At 71.4% G+C, this 17,408-nt stretch carries 12 protein-coding genes and 1 tRNA gene; 8 read left to right on the top strand and 5 right to left on the bottom strand.

Annotated features, from left to right (window positions below; all coding sequences use genetic code 11):
• Positions 1–79 precede the first annotated feature (79 nt).
• A complete protein-coding gene (locus ACH4S7_RS10925) occupies positions 80–1,642 on the top strand; it encodes an alpha/beta hydrolase (RefSeq protein ID WP_398520821.1) in 1,563 nt (520 codons plus the stop codon).
• 57 nt (positions 1,643–1,699) lie between these two features.
• Here the strand turns inward: ACH4S7_RS10925 and ACH4S7_RS10920 are convergent, their stop codons facing one another.
• Positions 1,700–3,220, bottom strand: a complete 1,521-nt coding sequence (locus ACH4S7_RS10920) for an MFS transporter (protein WP_398520820.1) — start codon at positions 3,218–3,220, stop codon at positions 1,700–1,702.
• A 294-nt stretch (positions 3,221–3,514) separates the two neighbouring features.
• On the opposite strand from ACH4S7_RS10920, the gene ACH4S7_RS10915 reads away from it, so the two are divergent.
• A tRNA-Thr gene (locus ACH4S7_RS10915) sits at positions 3,515–3,588 on the top strand.
• 987 nt (positions 3,589–4,575) lie between these two features.
• Positions 4,576–5,247: a helix-turn-helix transcriptional regulator gene (locus ACH4S7_RS10910; RefSeq protein WP_398520819.1), complete on the top strand. Its 672-nt coding sequence runs from the start codon at positions 4,576–4,578 to the stop codon at positions 5,245–5,247.
• 89 nt (positions 5,248–5,336) lie between these two features.
• Here ACH4S7_RS10910 and ACH4S7_RS10905 read toward each other — a convergent pair whose 3' ends face one another.
• From ACH4S7_RS10905 to ACH4S7_RS10890, 4 genes are all read right to left on the bottom strand, one after another.
• Positions 5,337–5,756, bottom strand: a complete 420-nt coding sequence (locus ACH4S7_RS10905; protein WP_398520818.1) for a PIN domain nuclease — start codon at positions 5,754–5,756, stop codon at positions 5,337–5,339.
• Positions 5,756–5,998 (bottom strand): type II toxin-antitoxin system VapB family antitoxin, encoded by a 243-nt coding sequence (locus tag ACH4S7_RS10900; protein ID WP_398520817.1) that lies wholly within the window; start codon positions 5,996–5,998, stop codon positions 5,756–5,758. Before ACH4S7_RS10900 ends, ACH4S7_RS10905 begins: the two co-directional genes overlap by 1 nt.
• A gap of 165 nt (positions 5,999–6,163) precedes the next feature.
• Positions 6,164–7,072, bottom strand: coding sequence for an NAD(P)-dependent oxidoreductase (locus ACH4S7_RS10895; protein WP_398520816.1), 909 nt, complete (start codon positions 7,070–7,072; stop codon positions 6,164–6,166).
• A complete protein-coding gene (locus ACH4S7_RS10890; protein WP_398520815.1) occupies positions 7,065–7,973 on the bottom strand; it encodes an NAD(P)-dependent oxidoreductase in 909 nt (302 codons plus the stop codon). The genes ACH4S7_RS10895 and ACH4S7_RS10890 overlap by 8 nt, the downstream gene beginning before the upstream one ends.
• Before the next feature lie 213 nt (positions 7,974–8,186).
• Between ACH4S7_RS10890 and ACH4S7_RS10885 the strand changes: the two genes are divergently transcribed.
• The 5 genes from ACH4S7_RS10885 to ACH4S7_RS10865 all read left to right on the top strand — a co-directional run bounded on the left by ACH4S7_RS10885 (position 8,187) and on the right by ACH4S7_RS10865 (position 17,263).
• On the top strand, positions 8,187–11,471 hold the full coding sequence (locus tag ACH4S7_RS10885) for a BTAD domain-containing putative transcriptional regulator (protein WP_398520814.1): 3,285 nt from the start codon (positions 8,187–8,189) through the stop codon (positions 11,469–11,471).
• A 714-nt stretch (positions 11,472–12,185) separates the two neighbouring features.
• The gene (locus ACH4S7_RS10880) at positions 12,186–13,244 is read left to right on the top strand and encodes a DNA-methyltransferase (RefSeq protein WP_398520813.1); all 1,059 of its coding nucleotides are present in this window, start codon (positions 12,186–12,188) and stop codon (positions 13,242–13,244) included.
• A complete protein-coding gene (locus ACH4S7_RS10875; RefSeq protein WP_398520812.1) occupies positions 13,245–13,952 on the top strand; it encodes a hypothetical protein in 708 nt (235 codons plus the stop codon).
• Positions 13,949–15,328 carry an McrB family protein gene (locus tag ACH4S7_RS10870; protein ID WP_398520811.1) on the top strand — a complete coding sequence of 460 codons (1,380 nt, stop codon included), beginning with the start codon at positions 13,949–13,951 and terminating at the stop codon, positions 15,326–15,328. The genes ACH4S7_RS10875 and ACH4S7_RS10870 overlap by 4 nt, the downstream gene beginning before the upstream one ends.
• Positions 15,329–15,331: 3 nt before the next feature.
• A complete protein-coding gene (locus ACH4S7_RS10865) occupies positions 15,332–17,263 on the top strand; it encodes a DUF2357 domain-containing protein (RefSeq protein WP_398520810.1) in 1,932 nt (643 codons plus the stop codon).
• The last annotated feature ends 145 nt before the right edge of the window (positions 17,264–17,408 follow it).

The raw sequence follows: 17,408 nt of genomic DNA, 5'->3' as shown, positions 1-17,408 counted from the left end.
GACAGTCTTCGCTACGGCACCAGTTCACCCATACGAGTACGGATAGGCATCATTCGCCGCCTTCGCCTACGCTCCGGGGATGCATCCAAGGCACCTCTTCCGCCATTCCGTCCTCGCGGTGGCCGCTGCCGGCCTGCTGGTATCCGGTTGCGGCGGAGGGGGCTCGGCGCGCGGTTCCGGTTCGGGGCCGGACTCCGGCGCCGCCGCTTCCACCCCGGCCGCCACCGTCCCGCCCCCCGAGCTGGACCCGTACTACGGGCAGAAGCCGGCCTGGCGCGCATGTGGTGTACCGGAGTTCCAGTGCGCCACGGTGAAGGTGCCGCTGGACTACGACAAGCCGGCCGGCGACTCCGTCAAGCTGGCGGTGGCCCGGATCAAGGCCACCGGCCCCGGGAAGCGGATCGGTTCGCTGCTCGTCAACCCGGGCGGCCCCGGGGGTTCGGCCGTCGGCTATCTCCAGGCGTACGCAGGGGTCGGCTACCCCGCCCCGGTCCGCGCCCGCTACGACATGGTCGCCGTCGATCCGCGCGGTGTCGCCCGCAGTGAGCCCGTCGAATGCCTCACCGGCCGGCAGATGGACGCCTACACCCAGATCGACCAGACTCCCGACGACGCCGCCGAGGCCGCGCGTCTGACATCGGCGTTCAAGGGGTTCGCGGCGGGCTGCCAGAAGCGTTCGGGCACGGTTCTGCCGCATGTCTCGACCGTGGACGCGGCCCGGGACATGGATGTGGTCCGGGCGGTGCTGGGCGATCCGAAGCTGACCTATGTCGGCGCCTCGTACGGCACCTTCCTCGGCGCCACCTACGCCGAGCTGTTCCCGGGGCGCACCGGCCGGCTGGTCCTCGACGGCGCGCTCGATCCGTCCCTCCCCGCCCGCCGGGTGAATCTGGATCAGACGGCGGGGTTCGAGACTGCGTTCCGGTCCTTCGCGGCGGACTGCGTGCGGCAGCCGGAGTGCCCGCTGGGCAGTACGACGGTGGCGGATGCGGCCACCCGCCTCAAGGCGTTCTTCGCGACGCTGGACGCCCGTCCGGTGCCGACCGGTGAGAGCCGTGAGCTGGGCGAGTCGCTGGCCACCACGGGTGTGCTCGCGGCGATGTACGACGAGGGTGCGTGGCCGCAGCTCCGCGAGGGTCTGACGAGCGCCATGAACGGCGACGGTGCCCCGCTGCTCGCCCTCGCCGACAGTTACTACGAGCGCGACAGCGACGGCACGTACGCGAACCTGATGTACGCCAACGCGGCCGTGAACTGTCTGGACCTGCCCCCCGCCTTCGCCGGCCCGGCCGCCGTGGAGGCCGCGGTCCCGGAGTTCGAGAAGGCGTCGCCGGTGTTCGGCCGGGGCTTCGCGTGGGCGGCGCTGAACTGCGCCTACTGGCCGACCCCGGCCACCGGTGAGCCGCACCGGATCGAGGCGAAGGGCGCGGCGCCGATCCTGGTCGTGGGCACCACCCGGGACCCGGCCACCCCGTACGCCTGGTCACGGGGGCTCGCTGACCAACTGGCGTCGGGCACGCTGCTGACGTACGACGGCGACGGTCACACCGCGTACGGCCGGGGCAGCGACTGCGTGGACACCGCTATCAACGCCTATCTGCTGGAGGGCACGGTCCCGGCGAACGGCACGCGCTGCGGCTGACGGCCCGCGCGGTCCCCGAACGGACTGCGGCCGGTGCGGGGGCGGGCCCCGCACCGGTCAGTGGCCGGACGACGTGACGGTGAAATCGCGCGGCATCAGCCAGACCACCAGCAGGGTGACGGTCGCCACGATCCCGACCGAGACGAACGCCGTCGTCGTCAGCGCGCTGTCGAAGGCGGCCCGCGCCGCCGCCAGCACCTGGTCGCCCTCGGTCCGCGACAGGTCGTACGCCCCGCCGATCGACTCCCGGGCCTGCTGCGCCTGACCGGCCATGCGGTCCGCGTACACCGCGCCGTGGATCGACCCGAGGAGGGCCACTCCGAGGCCGACGCCCAGCTCGTAGTTGGTCTCGGAGACCGCCCCTGCCTGTCCGGCGCGTTCGGCGGGCACGGCCGAGACCAGGACGGACGACGCGGTGGTGATCGCCAGCCCGTCGCCGAGGCCGAGCGTGACGAGGACGACGGCGACATAGCCGTACGTGGTGGGTTCGGGCGACAGCGCCAGCACCAGGAATCCGACGACGACCCCGCCGAGCCCCAGCGCCATCAGGGCCCGTACCCCGATCCGTTCCATCAGTCCGGGTGCGAGCAGCGACCCGACGAGCATCGCGAGCGCGACGGGCAGGGTGCGCAGACCGGCCTCGGACGGCGAGTACCCGTGGACGTACTGGAGCCAGAGCGACACCAGGAACAGGGCGGCGCCGATGGCGAGCATGGCCATGAGGATGGCCAGGGCGGCGGCGGTGAAGGCGCGGTTCTTGAAGAGCCGGACATCGAGCAGCGGGTCGGGCAGCCGGAGCTGCCGGCGGGCGAAGAGCGCCAGGACGAGGACGCCAGCGACGAGCGCGGCGATGTCCTCGGCGGCGGGCGTGCCCTTGGCGACGTGCTTGATGCCCCAGGCGAGGGCGACGATGCCGATGACGGAGAGGACGGCCCCGAAGTAGTCGAGGCGGCCGTGCCCGGCGTCCTTGAACTCGGGCAGCAGCCAGAGCCCCGCGAACAAGGTCACCACGACGACGGGCACATTGACCCAGAACGCGGCGGCCCAGCCGAACTGCTCGATGAGCACCCCGCCGACGAGCGGCCCGATGGCGGCCCCGGCCCCGGCGACGGCGGCCCAGATCCCGATGGCACGGGTCCGCTCGCGGGCGTCCGTGAAGATGTTCCGGATGAGCGAGAGCGTCGACGGCATGACCATCGCCCCGCCGATGCCGAGCAGCACCCGCCCGCCGATCAGCTGCCAGGTGGTGGTGGAGGTCGCGGCGACGACGGAGGCGATCCCGAAGAGGACGATTCCGCAGAGGAAGAGCCGCTTGCGGCCGTAGCGGTCCCCGATGGCACCGGTGGTGATGAGCAGGCCGCCGAGGACCAGCCCGTAGATGTCGATGATCCACAGTTGTTCGAGGGCGTTCGGCTGTAGATCGTCGATGAGGGAGGGGAGGGCGACATTGAGGATGGTGGCGTCCATGGCCACCAGCAGCAGACTGGCGCAGAGCACGGCGAGCATGGCCCAGCGCTCCGGGCCGGGGGCCGCGGGTCGCTCCGCGACGGTGCCGGTGGGGGGCACGGCTCGGGCCACGGGTGATCTCATCCCTTCGGGGGCGTTGCCTGCTGGGCTTCGGGGCGGGGCGATGACGCGGAGGGTCTGCGTGGCTGTATGTCGTATTGACTACCTTTGAGCAATTATGGCGGTGCGTGTTGCGCCATGTGCAAATCGACGCCACCTCCGGACCGCGCCCGCGCGCCCCTGAGGTGGCCCTTTGCCCCTCCGGGGCACCCACCGGGCTGGTTCGGGGCACCCGGAACAACCCTGTAGACTTAGCGCCGCTGCTGGTGCGAACGTGTCCCGCGAGGGCACATGTATCCGTGGCTTGCCGCCTTAGCTCAGCTGGCCAGAGCAACGCACTCGTAATGCGTAGGTCTCGGGTTCGAATCCCGAAGGCGGCTCTGAAGAACCTCAGGACTCACTCGCCGTGACCTGGGGTTTTTCGCTGTTCGGGGGCGGTTTCCTGGTTGTTGAGGGTTCCTGTTCCGTGCGTTCCGTGCCGGCCGGCACGGGGAGTACATAGGTGTAGCCGACACTGAGCGGGGCGTGCGGGGCGGCGAGTCCCGGAGTGTCTCTCTGGCCTTGCGCCGGATCTTCCGGCTGGAGGGCAGGGTTGGAGCCGGTGCGGACGCAGTCGGGCGGGCACTCGATTGTGCTCGTCGTCCGGGTCTCCCGCTGTGATGGATGAGCGGATTGCCTGCCGGCCCGGGGTGGCGACTCCGACTACCGCTGCTTCGCGCGGCGAGGTTGTCGAGGGAGGACTGCCTGGGGGCGGTATCACAGCAGCCCGCTGCATCCGTTCGTCACCGGTACGTGAATCCGGCCAGACCCCCTCGCGGTCAGGGAGTAACGCGACGTCACGGGCGCGCGGTCGTTCGATGGGTGCGCTGAAACGTCGAGGGTGGCGATGGGGACATCGAGCAACCTTGGCCGCCTCGCTGGAAAATACGAAAAAATTACACGATTGGGTGACCTGCTCCGGGAAGGTTAATTGGATTCATCCTGGGCCCGCCATAATCGGTCGCGGATGGTCGGCGAAGATTGGAGTATGAGTCATGCCGGATGTTTTCGACCGAATCGAATTGGGTGCTCGGAAAGTTTTCGGTGAAGGGCCGGTTTGTGTTCATGTAGGAAATGTTGAGGAGTGTGAGATTAAGCGGCACCCTTCTTACTCGAAGTTTCGCACTGAGGCGATCCTGGCCGGGGTGCAGTCAGCTCCGAGTTCCCGCCTGTGGGAATCCTTAATTGCCATGGGGAGGTTGTGTGACCTGGATGGCGACGATACGTGGCGGCTGGTTGTCCTCGACTGTATCGTTCCCTGTTTCCGTTCACTGTCAACGCGAATATCTCGTGATTTCCAAGTCGAGCGGGAAGAAATTCGTGCGGCCATGGTGGCGACCGCGTTGGAGGTGTGGGCGGACACCGTCATGGGCGTTCCTCCGCGTCACGTCAGGGACCGGATGGTGAAGGCGGCATTTGAGGTGGCCTTCAGGCGGGGGAAGTGCGCCTCATCGGAGTGCTCGACGGACGACGTCGACATATTTTTCCGGCCGGACAGGCATTCCCAGAGCTCCTCGCTGAGGGCGTCATCGATCATCGATATCAACACCATCCGTGACGTGGATGTCGCAGAGCAGATCAGAGGTGAGCGGCTGGGGGCGCTGCTTCAGGGGCTGGGTTGCTTCGATACCGTGCGGGGTTTTCACGATGAAATTCGGGCCGGTCGCCGTTCGGGGTCTGTCAGTCATGCAGTGAAGGCTTCGAGGCTTTCTCGATACAGGGTTTCCAACCCGAACCTTTACTACTATGCCTCAGACCTTTACCCCTCATTCATTGGGCTTCGAGAAGCCGCAGACGTGATGGGGATTGCGGAATCCGCTGCACACCGACTCATCAGGGCAGGGGAATTCCCTTTCCCTGTGGCAAGGGCGGGGCGGAGCTATAAGGTCTCCGTCAGGGCCCTCATGCATTTCAAGGACATTCCGGACGCCGTCGTTCATGTCGATGACATTGAGAACGGCGCCCTTCATGCGGGCGGTGGCATACGGCGAGAGTCGTGATGCGTAGAGGAAGCTACCTCGCTGACTCGGTTGAGACTGCTGAGTAGTTGAGTGGGGTCGGGCGAGGCGGTGGCGGCCGCCAGGCGCGGTCAGTGGTCGGCGGTGCCGGGCGAGGTGACCCATTCGGTGGGTTGACTGGTGAGGGAGGCGATCATGTCGAAGTCGCCGTCGTAGTGGAGGACCGGCACGCGATTCAGCTCGGCGGTGGCGGCGATGAGGAGGTCGGGGAGTGACAGGGCGCGGTGGAAGCCCGCGTTGAGCGCGTGACGCTGTACCTCCAGTGCGCGGGTGAAGGCGTCGTCCCCGGTGTGCAGATAGTCGAAGGCGTGGAGCCAGGTGCTGATGCGCGTCGCCTCCGCGCTGTCCCGGGCCGAGTGGATCATCTCGTACTCGGTGGGCTGGCAGACGGCGAGTAGGTACCGCTCGTGGAGCGGTTTCAGCACCTCTCGGACCGCGGGTTTCGTCCAGCGGGCGAGAGCGGACTTGTCGATCAGGTAGCGGCCCTGCATCAGGCGGCCTGGCCGCCGTCGCGCCTGAGGGTTCCGTCGGCGTTGCGCGGGCCGGTGCTCTCGATGATCTCGCTGAAGTCGAACTCGCCGGCATCCATGGCGTCGAAGCCCTCCTGCCGCAGATGCCGTTTGACGGCGTCCTCCATCGCGAGGCGGACGGCTTTGGCCTTGGTCTTGGTGCCGAAGATGCGCATGGCTTCGCTGACCATGTCTTCGTCGAGGTCGATCACGGTACGGGCCACGGAGGTACCTCCCGGACAGTCGTAGCGGTTGGGTAAACGATATCATCTGTGCGCTGGTGGCGATATCGTTTCTCTCCGTGCTGGCCGCGATCGACTCCGTCGCGGGCCACGTCGTGCTCCTGGCCCGGCCCGCTCCGTGTCCATGCGGTCCCGGTCCTGAGGCCATCACCCAGTCGGGCGATCCGGTCGATCGCCCGGTCGGATCCGCAGCTCCTCGAAGAGTGACGCGAAGCTGTCGGACCCGTGACCCGCCCCGGCGCGGCGGTCGAGGAGGGACTTCAGGGGTTCGTGGACGGCGGTGTCCAGGCCCAGGGTGCGGGTCAGGTGGATGAGGTCGCCGAGTGCGGCGCGGTTCAGGTCGACCGTCGAGACGCCCTCCGTGTAGTGGCCCGACTCGGCCTCCGCCGCGAGTTCCGGCAGGAAGGCGGCCATGCCGCGCAGCCAGGACGCCGCGAGCGGGGCGAAGGTGCCGGGTGGTACGCCCACCTCGCGCAGCAGGGCGGCGGAGTGCAGGAAACCGGCCAGGGCGGCGTAGCCGGTGCCGAGCAGGGCGAGGTCCTGGATCTCGGCGAGGCCGGGGTCCGGGCCGAACCAGTGGGCGGTGGCCAGCACTTCGAGGGTCGGGCGGTGGGCGTCGAAGGCGGGCTGCGAGCCGCTGTAGAGGAAGAAGGCGTCCCGGCTGCCGACCGTGCTGGGCAGGCCCATCATCGCGCCGTCCACATACGCGGCGCCGTGACCGGCCGCCCAGTCGGCGAACTCGCGCGCCTGCGTCGGCGAACCGTTGGTCAGGTTGACCACGGCCCGGCCCGCCAGTTCCGGTGCCGCGCCGCCGAGCGCCTCGTACACCGAGGCGTAGTCCAGCAGCGGGACGATCACCAGTGGGCTCGCGGCGACGGCCGCCGCGACCGTCGGGGCGTGGACGGCGCCCGCGCGGACCAGGGGGGCGGCCTTCTCCGGCGTACGGTTCCACACCGTCGTACGATGTCCGGCGGCCAGCAGCGCCGCCGCGATCGGGGCGCCCATCCGGCCCAGGCCGATGACGCTCACCTCCGTACCGATCCGCTGCTCAGCCATGGTCCGGACCCTTCGCGACGACCGTGGCGACCCGGGCGATGCCCTCGGCTCCGTGGCCCGCCGCGCCCGTGCGGCGCAGCAGTGTGACGAGCAGGTCGGGGACCTCCGTGCCGATGCCCCGGGCCCGGCTGGTGTGCACGAGGTGCTCCATCGCGGCGGTGTGCACGTCGACCGTTCCGTCGTCGTCCGGGTAGTCGCCCGCCGCTATCTGGCGGGCGTGCTCGGTGAACAGGGTCGCCACGAAGGGCAGATAGTCGGTGGCCACGGCGGCGAACTCGGGCGCCGCCACGCCCTCCGTGCCGGTCAGCGCCAGCGCGTGGTGGAACCCGGCGACGGCGCCCCATACGGTGCCGAACAGGGCGGTGTCGTAGAGCGAGGCGTGGCCCGGATCGTTGCCCAGGTGTACGGCGTTGCCCAGCGCGGCCAGCAGCGGCGCGTGGGTGGCGTACGCGGTGGCCGAGCCGCTCAGCACGAACAGCGCCTCGGGCCGGCCGACCAGCCGGGTACCGCTCATCGCGGCGCCGTCCAGGTAGGCGGCGCCGGCCGTCCGCGCCCACCGCGCGGTGTCGCGGGCGGTTTCCGGGGTGCCGGACGTCAGATTGACCAGGACGCGTCCGCGCAGTGCACCGGCGACCGGTTCGAGCAGTTCGCGTGTGGTGGCGTCGTCGGGGAGGACGACCACCACCACCGCGCTCGCGGTGATCGCGTCGGTGAGGCTCACCGCGGGGACCGCGCCCGCCGCGACCAGTTCGTCCGCCTTTCCGGGGGTGCGGTTCCAGACGGTGGTGCGGTGGCCCGCCGTGATGAACGCGCGGGCCACGACGGTTCCCAGCTGTCCGAGTCCGAGCACGGTGACGGTCCCGGGGGCGGGGGCCCCGTGCGGGGAGGGGTGCGGTGACATGGCCGGTCTCCTTCGGTGTCCTCCGGCCGGGCCCGTCGCCCCGCCGTTCGGTCGTGCCACCACAGTGCCGAGCGGCGCTGGCGGAACCCTGTCGGTTCACTGGCGAAAGGGCGAAAGGGCGAAAGGGCGAAAGGGCGAAAGGGGGAGAGGGGGCCGGGTGCGGGGATCAGGTGATACGGGGATCGGGTACGGGGGGTCGGATAGCGTGACCGGGTGTACTTCGCCGTGCTGGGACCGCTGACCGTATCCACCACGGACGGGGCGCCCGTGGACGTCCCCGAGGCGAAGGTCCGGGCGCTGCTCGCGGATCTGCTCGTACACGCCGGAAAGGTGGTGTCGGCCGACCGGCTGGTGGACGACGTATGGGGCGCCGACGCGCCCGCCCGTCCGGCGGGGGCGCTCCAGACGAAGGTGTCCCGGCTGCGCCGTGCGCTGGACGCCGCGGAGCCGGGGGCGCGGGCGCTCGTGGTGTCCCGGGCGCCCGGCTATCTGCTCCGGGCCGATGCCGCCGTCGATGCGGCACGGTTCGCGGAACTGACGGACACGGCGTACGCCACGGACGATGCCCGGTCGCGGGCCGCGCTCCTGACCGATGCGCTCGCGCTGTGGCGGGGGCCCGCGTACGCGGACTTCGCCGACGCGGAGTTCACCCGTGGCGCGCGGGACCGGTTGGACGAGCAGCGGTTGACCGCGGTCGAAGCCCGTGCGGAGGCCCGCCTCGAACTCGGTGAGCACGCGGAACTCATCCCCGAACTGCGGGAACTGGTCGAGCGGCATCCCGCGCGCGAGCGGGCGCTGGCCGTCCTGATGCGTGCGCTGTACCGGGCGGGCCGGCAGGGTGAGGCCCTCGCGTGCTTCGCCGAGCTGCGCGGGCGTCTCGCCGACGAGTTGGGGGTGGACCCCGGGCCGGAACTGGTCGCGCTGTGGCAGGCGATCCTGCGACAGGATCCGGCGTTGGCCGGCCCGCCCGCACGACGGGCACCGGCCGCACTGCCCGCCCCTCTGACGGATCTCGTCGGCCGGGCGGAAGCACTGGCCGAGGTACGGGAACTGCTCGCCACGCACCGGCTGGTGACCCTGACCGGGCCGGGCGGGGTGGGCAAGACCCGCCTCGCGACGGCGGCAGGTGAGGGCGAGGGTACGGGCGAGGGCGAGGGTACGGGTACGGGCGAGGGGCTGGGGACGGGGGCGGGGGCGGGGACGTACGGTGCGGCGGGCGGTGGCGTTCGTTCCGTCGACGTACGGATGGTCGAGCTGACCGGTCCCGGACTGCCCGCCGAGCGCCTGAGCGCAGCCCTCGGCCTCCGCGAGGACGGGATGCCCGCGCTGCGCGACGCCCTGCGGGCCCGGCCGACCCTGCTCGTACTGGACAACTGCGAGCATGTCGTCGACGCGGCGGCCGAACTGGTCGCCGACCTCCTGGGCGCGGCGCCAGGACTGCGGATCCTGGCGACCAGCCGGGAACCGCTCGGGCTGCCCGGTGAGGCGGTGTACGCCGTGCCGCCGCTCTCGCGCTCCGACGCCGAGCATCTGTTTGCGGTGCGCGCCGCCGAGGCGGCACCGGGGTTCGCCGTGGGTCCCGGGGAGGCGGACGCGGTCGCCACGATCTGCCGTCGGCTGGACGGGCTCCCCCTCGCGTTGGAACTGGCCGCCACCCGGATACGGGCCCTGGGCGTGGCGGAGTTGGCGGACCGGCTGGACGATCGGTTCCGGGTACTGGGCGGCGGGCGGCGCGGCGCCCCGGAGCGCCAGCGGACCCTGCGGGCGGTGATCGACTGGAGCTGGGAGCTGCTCGCCGACGACGAACGCGCGGTCCTGCGCCGATTGGCCGTACACGCCGACGGCTGCTCGCTGGCGGCGGCGGAGGCGGTGTGTGGCGACGGCGATGTGGGTGGTGCGGACGGTGCGGGCGGTACGGGGGAGGGGGATGCGGGCGATGTGGGTGGTGCGGACGGTGCGGGAGTGGTTGGTGGGGAGGTGCTCGCTCCGTTGATACGGCTCGTGGACCGTTCGCTCGTGGTGGTGGCGGACGGGCCGCGCTACCGACTGCTGGAGACGGTGGCGGCGTACGGGCGGGAACGGCTCACCGGGTCCGGCGAAGAGGACACCGTACGGCGGCGGCACTTCGGTTACTTCGCCGCACTGGCCGAGGACGCGTCGACCCGGCTGTACGGGGACGGTCAGCGGCGTTCGTTGGAGCTGCTCGACCGAGAGTCGGGCAATCTGCGGGTCGCCCTGGACGGCGCGGTACGGCGGGGAGACGCGGCCGGTGCGCTACGGCTGTGCGCCGCGCTGGTCTGGTACTGGTTCCTGCGGGGCCGGACCGGGGAGGCGGGGCGGTCCCTGCACGCGGCCCTGGCCGTCGGTGGTGCGGGCGTCGGTCACGATCCGGGCCTCGCACCGGCTCGGGAGCGCGCCGCCGCATGGCTCGCGGGGTTCACCGTACTGACGGGTGGCCGGACCGGGGAAGCCACTCCACCCGGGGAGCCCCGGGCCCGGTGGTTCCTCGGATACGCCCTGTACGCCACCGGTGGCGACCTCGCCCGGAGCGAGGCGCTCGTCGGCTCCGCGCTCGCGGAGCTGCGCGCGGCCGGCGACCGGTGGGGGACGGCGGCGGCGCTGAGCACCCGCGCCAAGCAGGCCATGGCGCGTGGCGATCTCCTGGCCCCCCGCGCGGACGCCGAGGACAGCCGGGCGATCTTCGAGGAGCTGGGCGACGGCTGGGGCCGGTTGCAGACCGCCTATCCGCTGGCGTCGCTGGCCGAGGTGGCTGGGGAGTACGCGGACGCCCGTCGGCTGCACGCGGACGGGCAGCGGGCGGCCGAGGAGCTGGGCCTGTGGCACGAGGCCGCCGACCGGCTCACCGGGCTCGGCCGGATCGCGCTGCTCACGGGCGACTTCGCGCGGTCGCGCGAACTCCACGAGCGGGCCGGCCGGCTGGCCGCCGAGCACGGCTACGAGGCGGGCGAGGTGCACGCTCGGATCGGTCTCGGTCTCGGGGCGCGGCGCCAGGGCCTGTTGGAGGTGGCCGAGCGGGAGCTGCGGTGGGCGCTGGAGTGGCACCGCCGGGCGGCCTTCGACCCGGGCCCCGCGCTGCTGCTCGCCGAACTCGGCTTCGTCGCCGAACAGCGCGGGGACGCGGAGGCGGCGTGGGAGCTGCACCACGACGGCCTGCTCGCCGCCCGTGGTGGCGGCGATCCGCGCGCGGTCGCGCTGGCCTTCGAGGGCCTGGCCGGGGCGTGGTCGCTGGCCGGTGACGCCCGCGCCGGGGCCCGGCTGCTGGGGGCCGCGACCGCGGTCCGCGCGGCGGCGGGCGCTCCCCTTCCGTCCGGCGAACGCGCCGACGTCGACCGGGTCGCCTCCCGTGTACGGGCGGTACTGGAGCCCTCCGCGTACGACGCCGCGACGGGCGAAGGGGCGGCTGTGGGGCTGGCGGCTTTCTCCGACGGCCCGGGGAGCCTGGGCGTCCTGGGCGGCCCTGGGCCATCGCCACGGTGAAGGGCCCACTGCACCGGGTCGCGGCGTGGACGCTCCCGTACGGCTCGATCTGCATGAGGCCCATGTCACACCGCGATCGATCCGGTGGCTCGAGGAGATCCTGCCGGCGCGCCCGGGGCTGACCGAGGCCCCCCCGGCGGCTGGTCCGTGGCCGGGCGCGGGCGGCCGTTCACCGGCTGGGGTATCGGGATCGCCGCCCGTCCCGAATTCCGGGCCGATCTGAAGGCGGCGGTGGCGGTGACCCGGGCGGGGCCGTGACCCGCCCACGGGCTGAGCCGGGCGGCAGCTCGTGACCCGACCCACGGGCTCCTGCCGGTGGGGGGCGAGGCCCGGTCCGGTGTCCTGCCGGTGGGGGGTTGTGACCTCGGGCCCGGGGCTCTTGCCGGTGGGGGGCGAGGCCCGGTCCGGTGTCCTGCCGGTGGGGGGTTGTGACCCCGGGCCCGGGGCTCTTGCCGGTGGGTGGCGTGGCCCCGGGCCCGTGTCCTGCCGGTGGTCGGGGGTCGTGACCCCGGTCCATGGGCTCCGTTGGTCGGGGCAGTGGGCCGGGCCGCGGGCTTCGGACCAGCGGTCCGGCACTGTTATCCACAGGCTGGGGGGTAGGCGGATCGTCGCCGGTAGAGTGGCTTCGCCGCTCGGAGTGGTGGCCAGGTGGAGAAGGACGCGCGACGCGGCGGCGGCCCGCGGTGCCTGTTGGGCTGGACGGTGGATGGGGACATGGAGCGACTGGACACAGCGGCCGAGCGGGAGGCCGCGGCCGCGGCGGACGGCGTCCCCGCGCGCCCGATGCCCCTGCCCCCCGGCCGCGCCTCGGTCGAGAACGGCAAGTTGAAGGACACCCCGGCGAATCGGGCCCTGCACCCCCAGGTCACCCCGCAGGAGCGGTTCACCGACTCCGAGCTGGTCGACCACAGCTTTTACGCCGACGAGAAGACGATCGTGCTCCGTGACGACGTCCGGACCGGTCTCCAGAAGCTGATTGACGCGAAGATCAAGGTCGACTGCATCGTCACCTCCCCGCCCTACTACGGCCAGCGCGATTACGGGTACGAGGGCCAGCTCGGCCTCGAAGAGCGGCCCCAGGAGTTCATCGACCATCTGGTCGAGGTCTTCCAGCTGTGCTGGGAGGTCCTGAGCGACACCGGTTCCCTCTGGATCAACATCGGCGACACCTACTGGAGCGGCAAGGGCGCCCATAAGAGCGGTGAGGCCAAGCAGGGCGCACGGCGCTTCGGCATTCGACCGCAGGACAAGCCGGGCGACGGCAAGTGGGCCCGCCCCAAGCAGCTCCTCCTCATTCCGCACCGGTTGGCCATCGCGCTCCAGGACTCCGGCTGGCTCGTGCGGAACGACAACGTCTGGGTGAAGCCGAATCCCGTGCCCGACCAGGTGCGGGACCGCTGCTCGATCTCCCACGAGTACGTCTTCCACTTCACCAAGAGCCGCTGGTACTACTTCGACCGGCTCGCGGTGGGCCGGAAGCACGAGAAGACCGGCAGCGTCCTGCCGCCGCTCGACACCTGGGACGCCCGCCCCTCCGCCGGGAACGGCAAGCACCGCGCAGCCTTCTCCGACGAGCTGGTCCGTATCCCGGTCCTGGCGACCACTCCCCCCGAGGGCATCGTCCTCGACCCGTTCAACGGCTCGGGCACCTCGATGCTGTTCGCCCGCTCGCACGGATTCCGCTCGATCGGGATCGACCTCAGTGACGACTACTGCGGTCATGTCGTCGATGAACTGAAGAACATGGACAGTCAACTCGACTTGGAGCTGTGAGTGCCGTTGTATCTGGCGTCATCCGTGGTGAAAGCGGCTGTCGAGCGGCTGGGTGTCTCCTCGACGAATGCCAGTCTTGGGGACTATCTGATCTTCAAGAGGGCTCTGGAGAACAGAAAGTCCGAGGCGGCCGACCCCGCTCCCGACGGAGATGGGGAGGCGCTGGGCATCGTCACGGGCACGCGGTCGACGTACTACGTGCAGGCGATCAGAGAGATGGCGCTCATCGGGGCGGTATCCGGCTCCACGCCTCCCGGCCCGGAGCTGGCGGACGGGACTCCCCCCTTCTTCCTTCCCTTCGGGGCCAAGCGGGAGACGACGCGTGGCTATCGATCCCACAAGTTCCCGTCGAACGGCTCCTCCGACACCATCAGCCGGTGGCAGGCGCGTGGTACGACACCGTTCCAACTGATACCCGACTCCAAGCCCAAGGCGTACCGGTTCGTGGCGCGCAGCGCCCAGCAGTTGGAGCTGTTCTTCGCCGTCAAGAAGGCTCAGCACAATTTCTCCGGGAAACGGCCGTCCATCCTCGACACGGCCGTGTGGTGGTTCCGCTCCACCGATCTCGCGGAGAGGTTCCCCGGGCAGCCGAGCGATGAGGAGTTGGTCGCGGCGGCCGTCGCCGATCTCGGCCTGACGCCGGCGGAGCTGGAGGGTCTGTTCAGCGGCCCAGGACCCGAGGATCTGTTCGACGGGGAGTTCACGTGACACCGATCTACGCCGACACGCCCGCCGATCCGGCGCAGTATCTGCCCCCGGCGCCACAGCAGCACCCGGTGATCACTCCGGAGACCGCGCAGAGCCCAACGCCGCCCCCGGCCGATCCCCCCGTCCAGCAGCCCCCTGTCCAGCCTCCGGCCGACCTCGGTGGCCAGATCGAGCATGTCGCCGCGTATGTGGCGGCCCGGGGCTTCGTCTTCGAGCCCTGGCAGATAGCCGCCTTCATCACCGCCGTACGGACCAAGCCGTTCGTGATCCTGGCGGGGATATCGGGGACCGGGAAGACCAAGCTGCCCCGGCTGGTGGCCGAGGCGACCGGAGCGGAGTGCGTCACCGTCCCCGTACGGCCCGACTGGACCGACAGCAGCGAGCTGCTGGGGTACGAGCGGCTCGACGGCTCCTTCCAGCCGGGCGAGCTGCTCCGGGTGGCGCGCGAGGCGTGGCAGAACCCGGACCGGCAGTTCTTCTTCGTGCTCGACGAGATGAACATCGCGCGGGTCGAGTACTACCTGGCCGAGGTGCTGAGCCAGTTGGAGAGCCGCGCCCCGGACGCGGACGGACGGGTCGTCTCCGGGCCGCTGGCGCCGCATCTCGCCGGGTCCGCCCATGACGAGTGGGCGACGGTGGGGCTGCCGGCGAATCTCTGTCTCGTCGGCTCGGTCAATATGGACGAGACCACCTTCGGGTTCTCCAAGAAGGTCCTCGACCGGGCCTTTGTGATCGAGTTCTCCACGGTCGACCTGTTCCAGGTGAAGCCGGTCGACACGGGCTCGGTGGCGCCCGTCGCGTGGGGGAGCGCCGAGTGGCGGGTGCCCGCTCTCGCCCTGGGCGGTCATCCGGCCGCGGGGACCCAGCAGGTCACGTCGATCATCGAGATCCTGGCTCCGGTCAATGAGATCCTGACGCAGGGCCAGCTCCAGTTCGGCTATCGCGTACGCGACGAGATCACCATGTTCTGCCTCACGGCGAAGGACTGCGCGGAGCTGTTCACCACGCCCGGCTCCGGGACGGTCGATCCGCTCGATCTCGCCATCGCCATGAAGGTGCTGCCGAGGGTGCAGGGCGGCGGGGCCACGGTCCGGGGCGTTCTGGAGGGCCTTCAGCGGTGGGCGGCGGGTGGCTCCGGCACGGTCGGCGGGCCGCAGGGTGCGGCCGCAGAAGACGGACAGCCGGGCTCGACGGGAGAAGCGGGGCCGTCGGTCTCGACGGAGGAGGACGGACAGCCGGGTTCCGCTGCGGCGCCGGGAGCCGGGGGCGGGCAGCAGGACGCGGGACAGGGCGCGCAGTACCCGTTCTGCGCGGACCGGCTGGCGCTCATGCTGCGGCGGCTCCAGGAGACCGGCTTCACGACCTTCTGGCTCTAGCTGATGGCCGACACTCGTCTGCTGAAGATCACCACCCCCTTCGTGACGCTGGAGATCCATGGCCCCCGGCGGGCCCGCTGGGCGGTGACCGCCGATCCCTCGGACGTACCGCCCCTGCTGTCGGTCGAGTCGTCGACCGGGACCGCCGGTGTACGGGTGCTGGGCGTCGACGCCGGCTCGGGTACGGGGGCGGGTGCTGGGCTGGGCGCGGGCGCCGATACCGAGGCCGGCCCCGGTATCGGCGTCGGCACCGGGGTCGGGGTCGGGGCGGGGACGGCCGGAGTGGCGGTTCTCGGTGGGCTGCCGCGCTTCTTCGAGGACACCGCCTACCGGATCCGGGTCACCTCCCTCGTCCCGGGACAGCTCCCGGTGCTGACCCACCGCGACCCCCTGCTCCTCCAGGCCGTCGACTCCTACCCGGACGTCCTGATGTGTGCCGGCCCGGTGAATTTCGGCCGCCAGGTCGGCCGGTGCGCACTGGAGGTCGGGGTCGGCCACGAGACGCTCCGGCTGACCGTCGAGATCTTCCCGGCGAAGATCGACTACGCCACCGACTACCAGGCCCTCCTCTCCGATGTCACCGCCGCGTCCCGCGCCCTCGCGCTGGAGTATCTGCGGGCCACCTACCGGACCGGCCGCGCCGAGGAGGTCCAGGACGCGACCGACCTCGACTGGCTGACCCTGCTGCGCAATGAGATGACCCTGCTGGAGCGCTCGGTCCGCCATATCGATCAGCGTCCGCACCGCGCGCTGAGCCGGGAGATCGACCAGGTCCGCGCCGACCGGATCCGCCGGGCCGACTCGACCACCAGGAAGGCGGTCATCCGGGGGCGCGGCCGGGGCCCCTGGACCCAGGTGCCGGGCATCGGCCCGGTCAGGAGCGTCCTCCCGGTCTCCTGCGGCAAGGAGACGCTGGACACCGCCGAGCACCGCTGGCTGCGCCTGCACCTGCTGCTGATCCGTGACCGGCTCGCCGGCATCCGGAGGGAGATCGCCACGGAGCTGGAGCGGATCGGGCGCGGCGGGCGGCGGACCCCGGCGCGACTGCTGGCGGAGGAGCGGGAGGTCGCCGGGTTCGCGCGGACGGTCTCCGAGCTGCTGGCGCTCCCGCTCTTCGACGGGATAACCGAACCGCCGCCGTCGGGTTTCTCCTCGCTCACGCTGCTGAGCGGCACCGGGTACGGCGAGGCGCACCGCGTCATCATGGTGCTGCGGCTGGGACTGTCGCTCCAGGGGGAGGCGTTCGACCTCTCGGTCATGGATGTGCACGGGGTGTACGAGACCTGGTGCTATCTGGAGGTGCTGCGGATCGTGCTGGCGTGCACCGGCGGTACGGCCGAACTGTCCTCCCTGGTGCGCGTGGAGGAGAGCGGTATCCGGATCCGGCTGGCCAAGGGGCGGCGGGCGGCGGTGCGCTGCGGTGCCCCTGGTGGCGGCACGGTCGAGGTCTCGTACAACGATCACTACCGGGGGCCGACCGGCGACCAGCGGCCCGATATCGTGCTCCGCTTCCGCCATGAGGGCTGGCCGGACATGGCCGTGGTGCTCGACGCGAAGTACCGGCTGGACGCGTCCGACGGCTACCGGCGCCAGTTCGGGTGCCCGGGCCCGCCGGCGGACGCCATCAACGCCCTGCACCGCTACCGGGACGCGATCGTGACCGGTCCGCCGGGGGGCCGGGTCCGGCCGGTGGTGAAGGGGGCCGCGCTCTTCCCGCTGTCCGCCGCCGCTTCGGCGGATTTCCCGCAGTCGCGGCTGCGGGAGGCGCTCGACACGCTGGGCGTGGGGGCGCTGCCGTTCCTCCCCGGGAACACGGGGCACGTCGAGAGCTGGCTGACGGAGCTGCTGGCGCTGGCACCGGAGGAACTCGCGGAACCCGGACCGCCGTTCGCCGCCCTGGCGGAGCGGCAGGGCCGGACGGCGGACGAGGCGTAGCGGCCCTGCCGGCGGGAGGTCGGCCGAGGGGCTCGTCAGCGGCCCCCCGGCCGGATCTCCTGCGCGGATCAACTCTCCGGATCCACCGTCCGGATCAACCGGCGCCGGCCTGAGGTGTGTGCCGGGGCCGAGCGGGCTGACGGGA

It is taken from the genome of Streptomyces sp. NPDC020965, from assembly GCF_044333555.1.
Classification (GTDB): domain Bacteria; phylum Actinomycetota; class Actinomycetes; order Streptomycetales; family Streptomycetaceae; genus Streptomyces.
The sequence above is the reverse complement of the archived record's forward strand: the minus strand, read 5'-3'. Positions and strand labels throughout refer to the sequence as shown.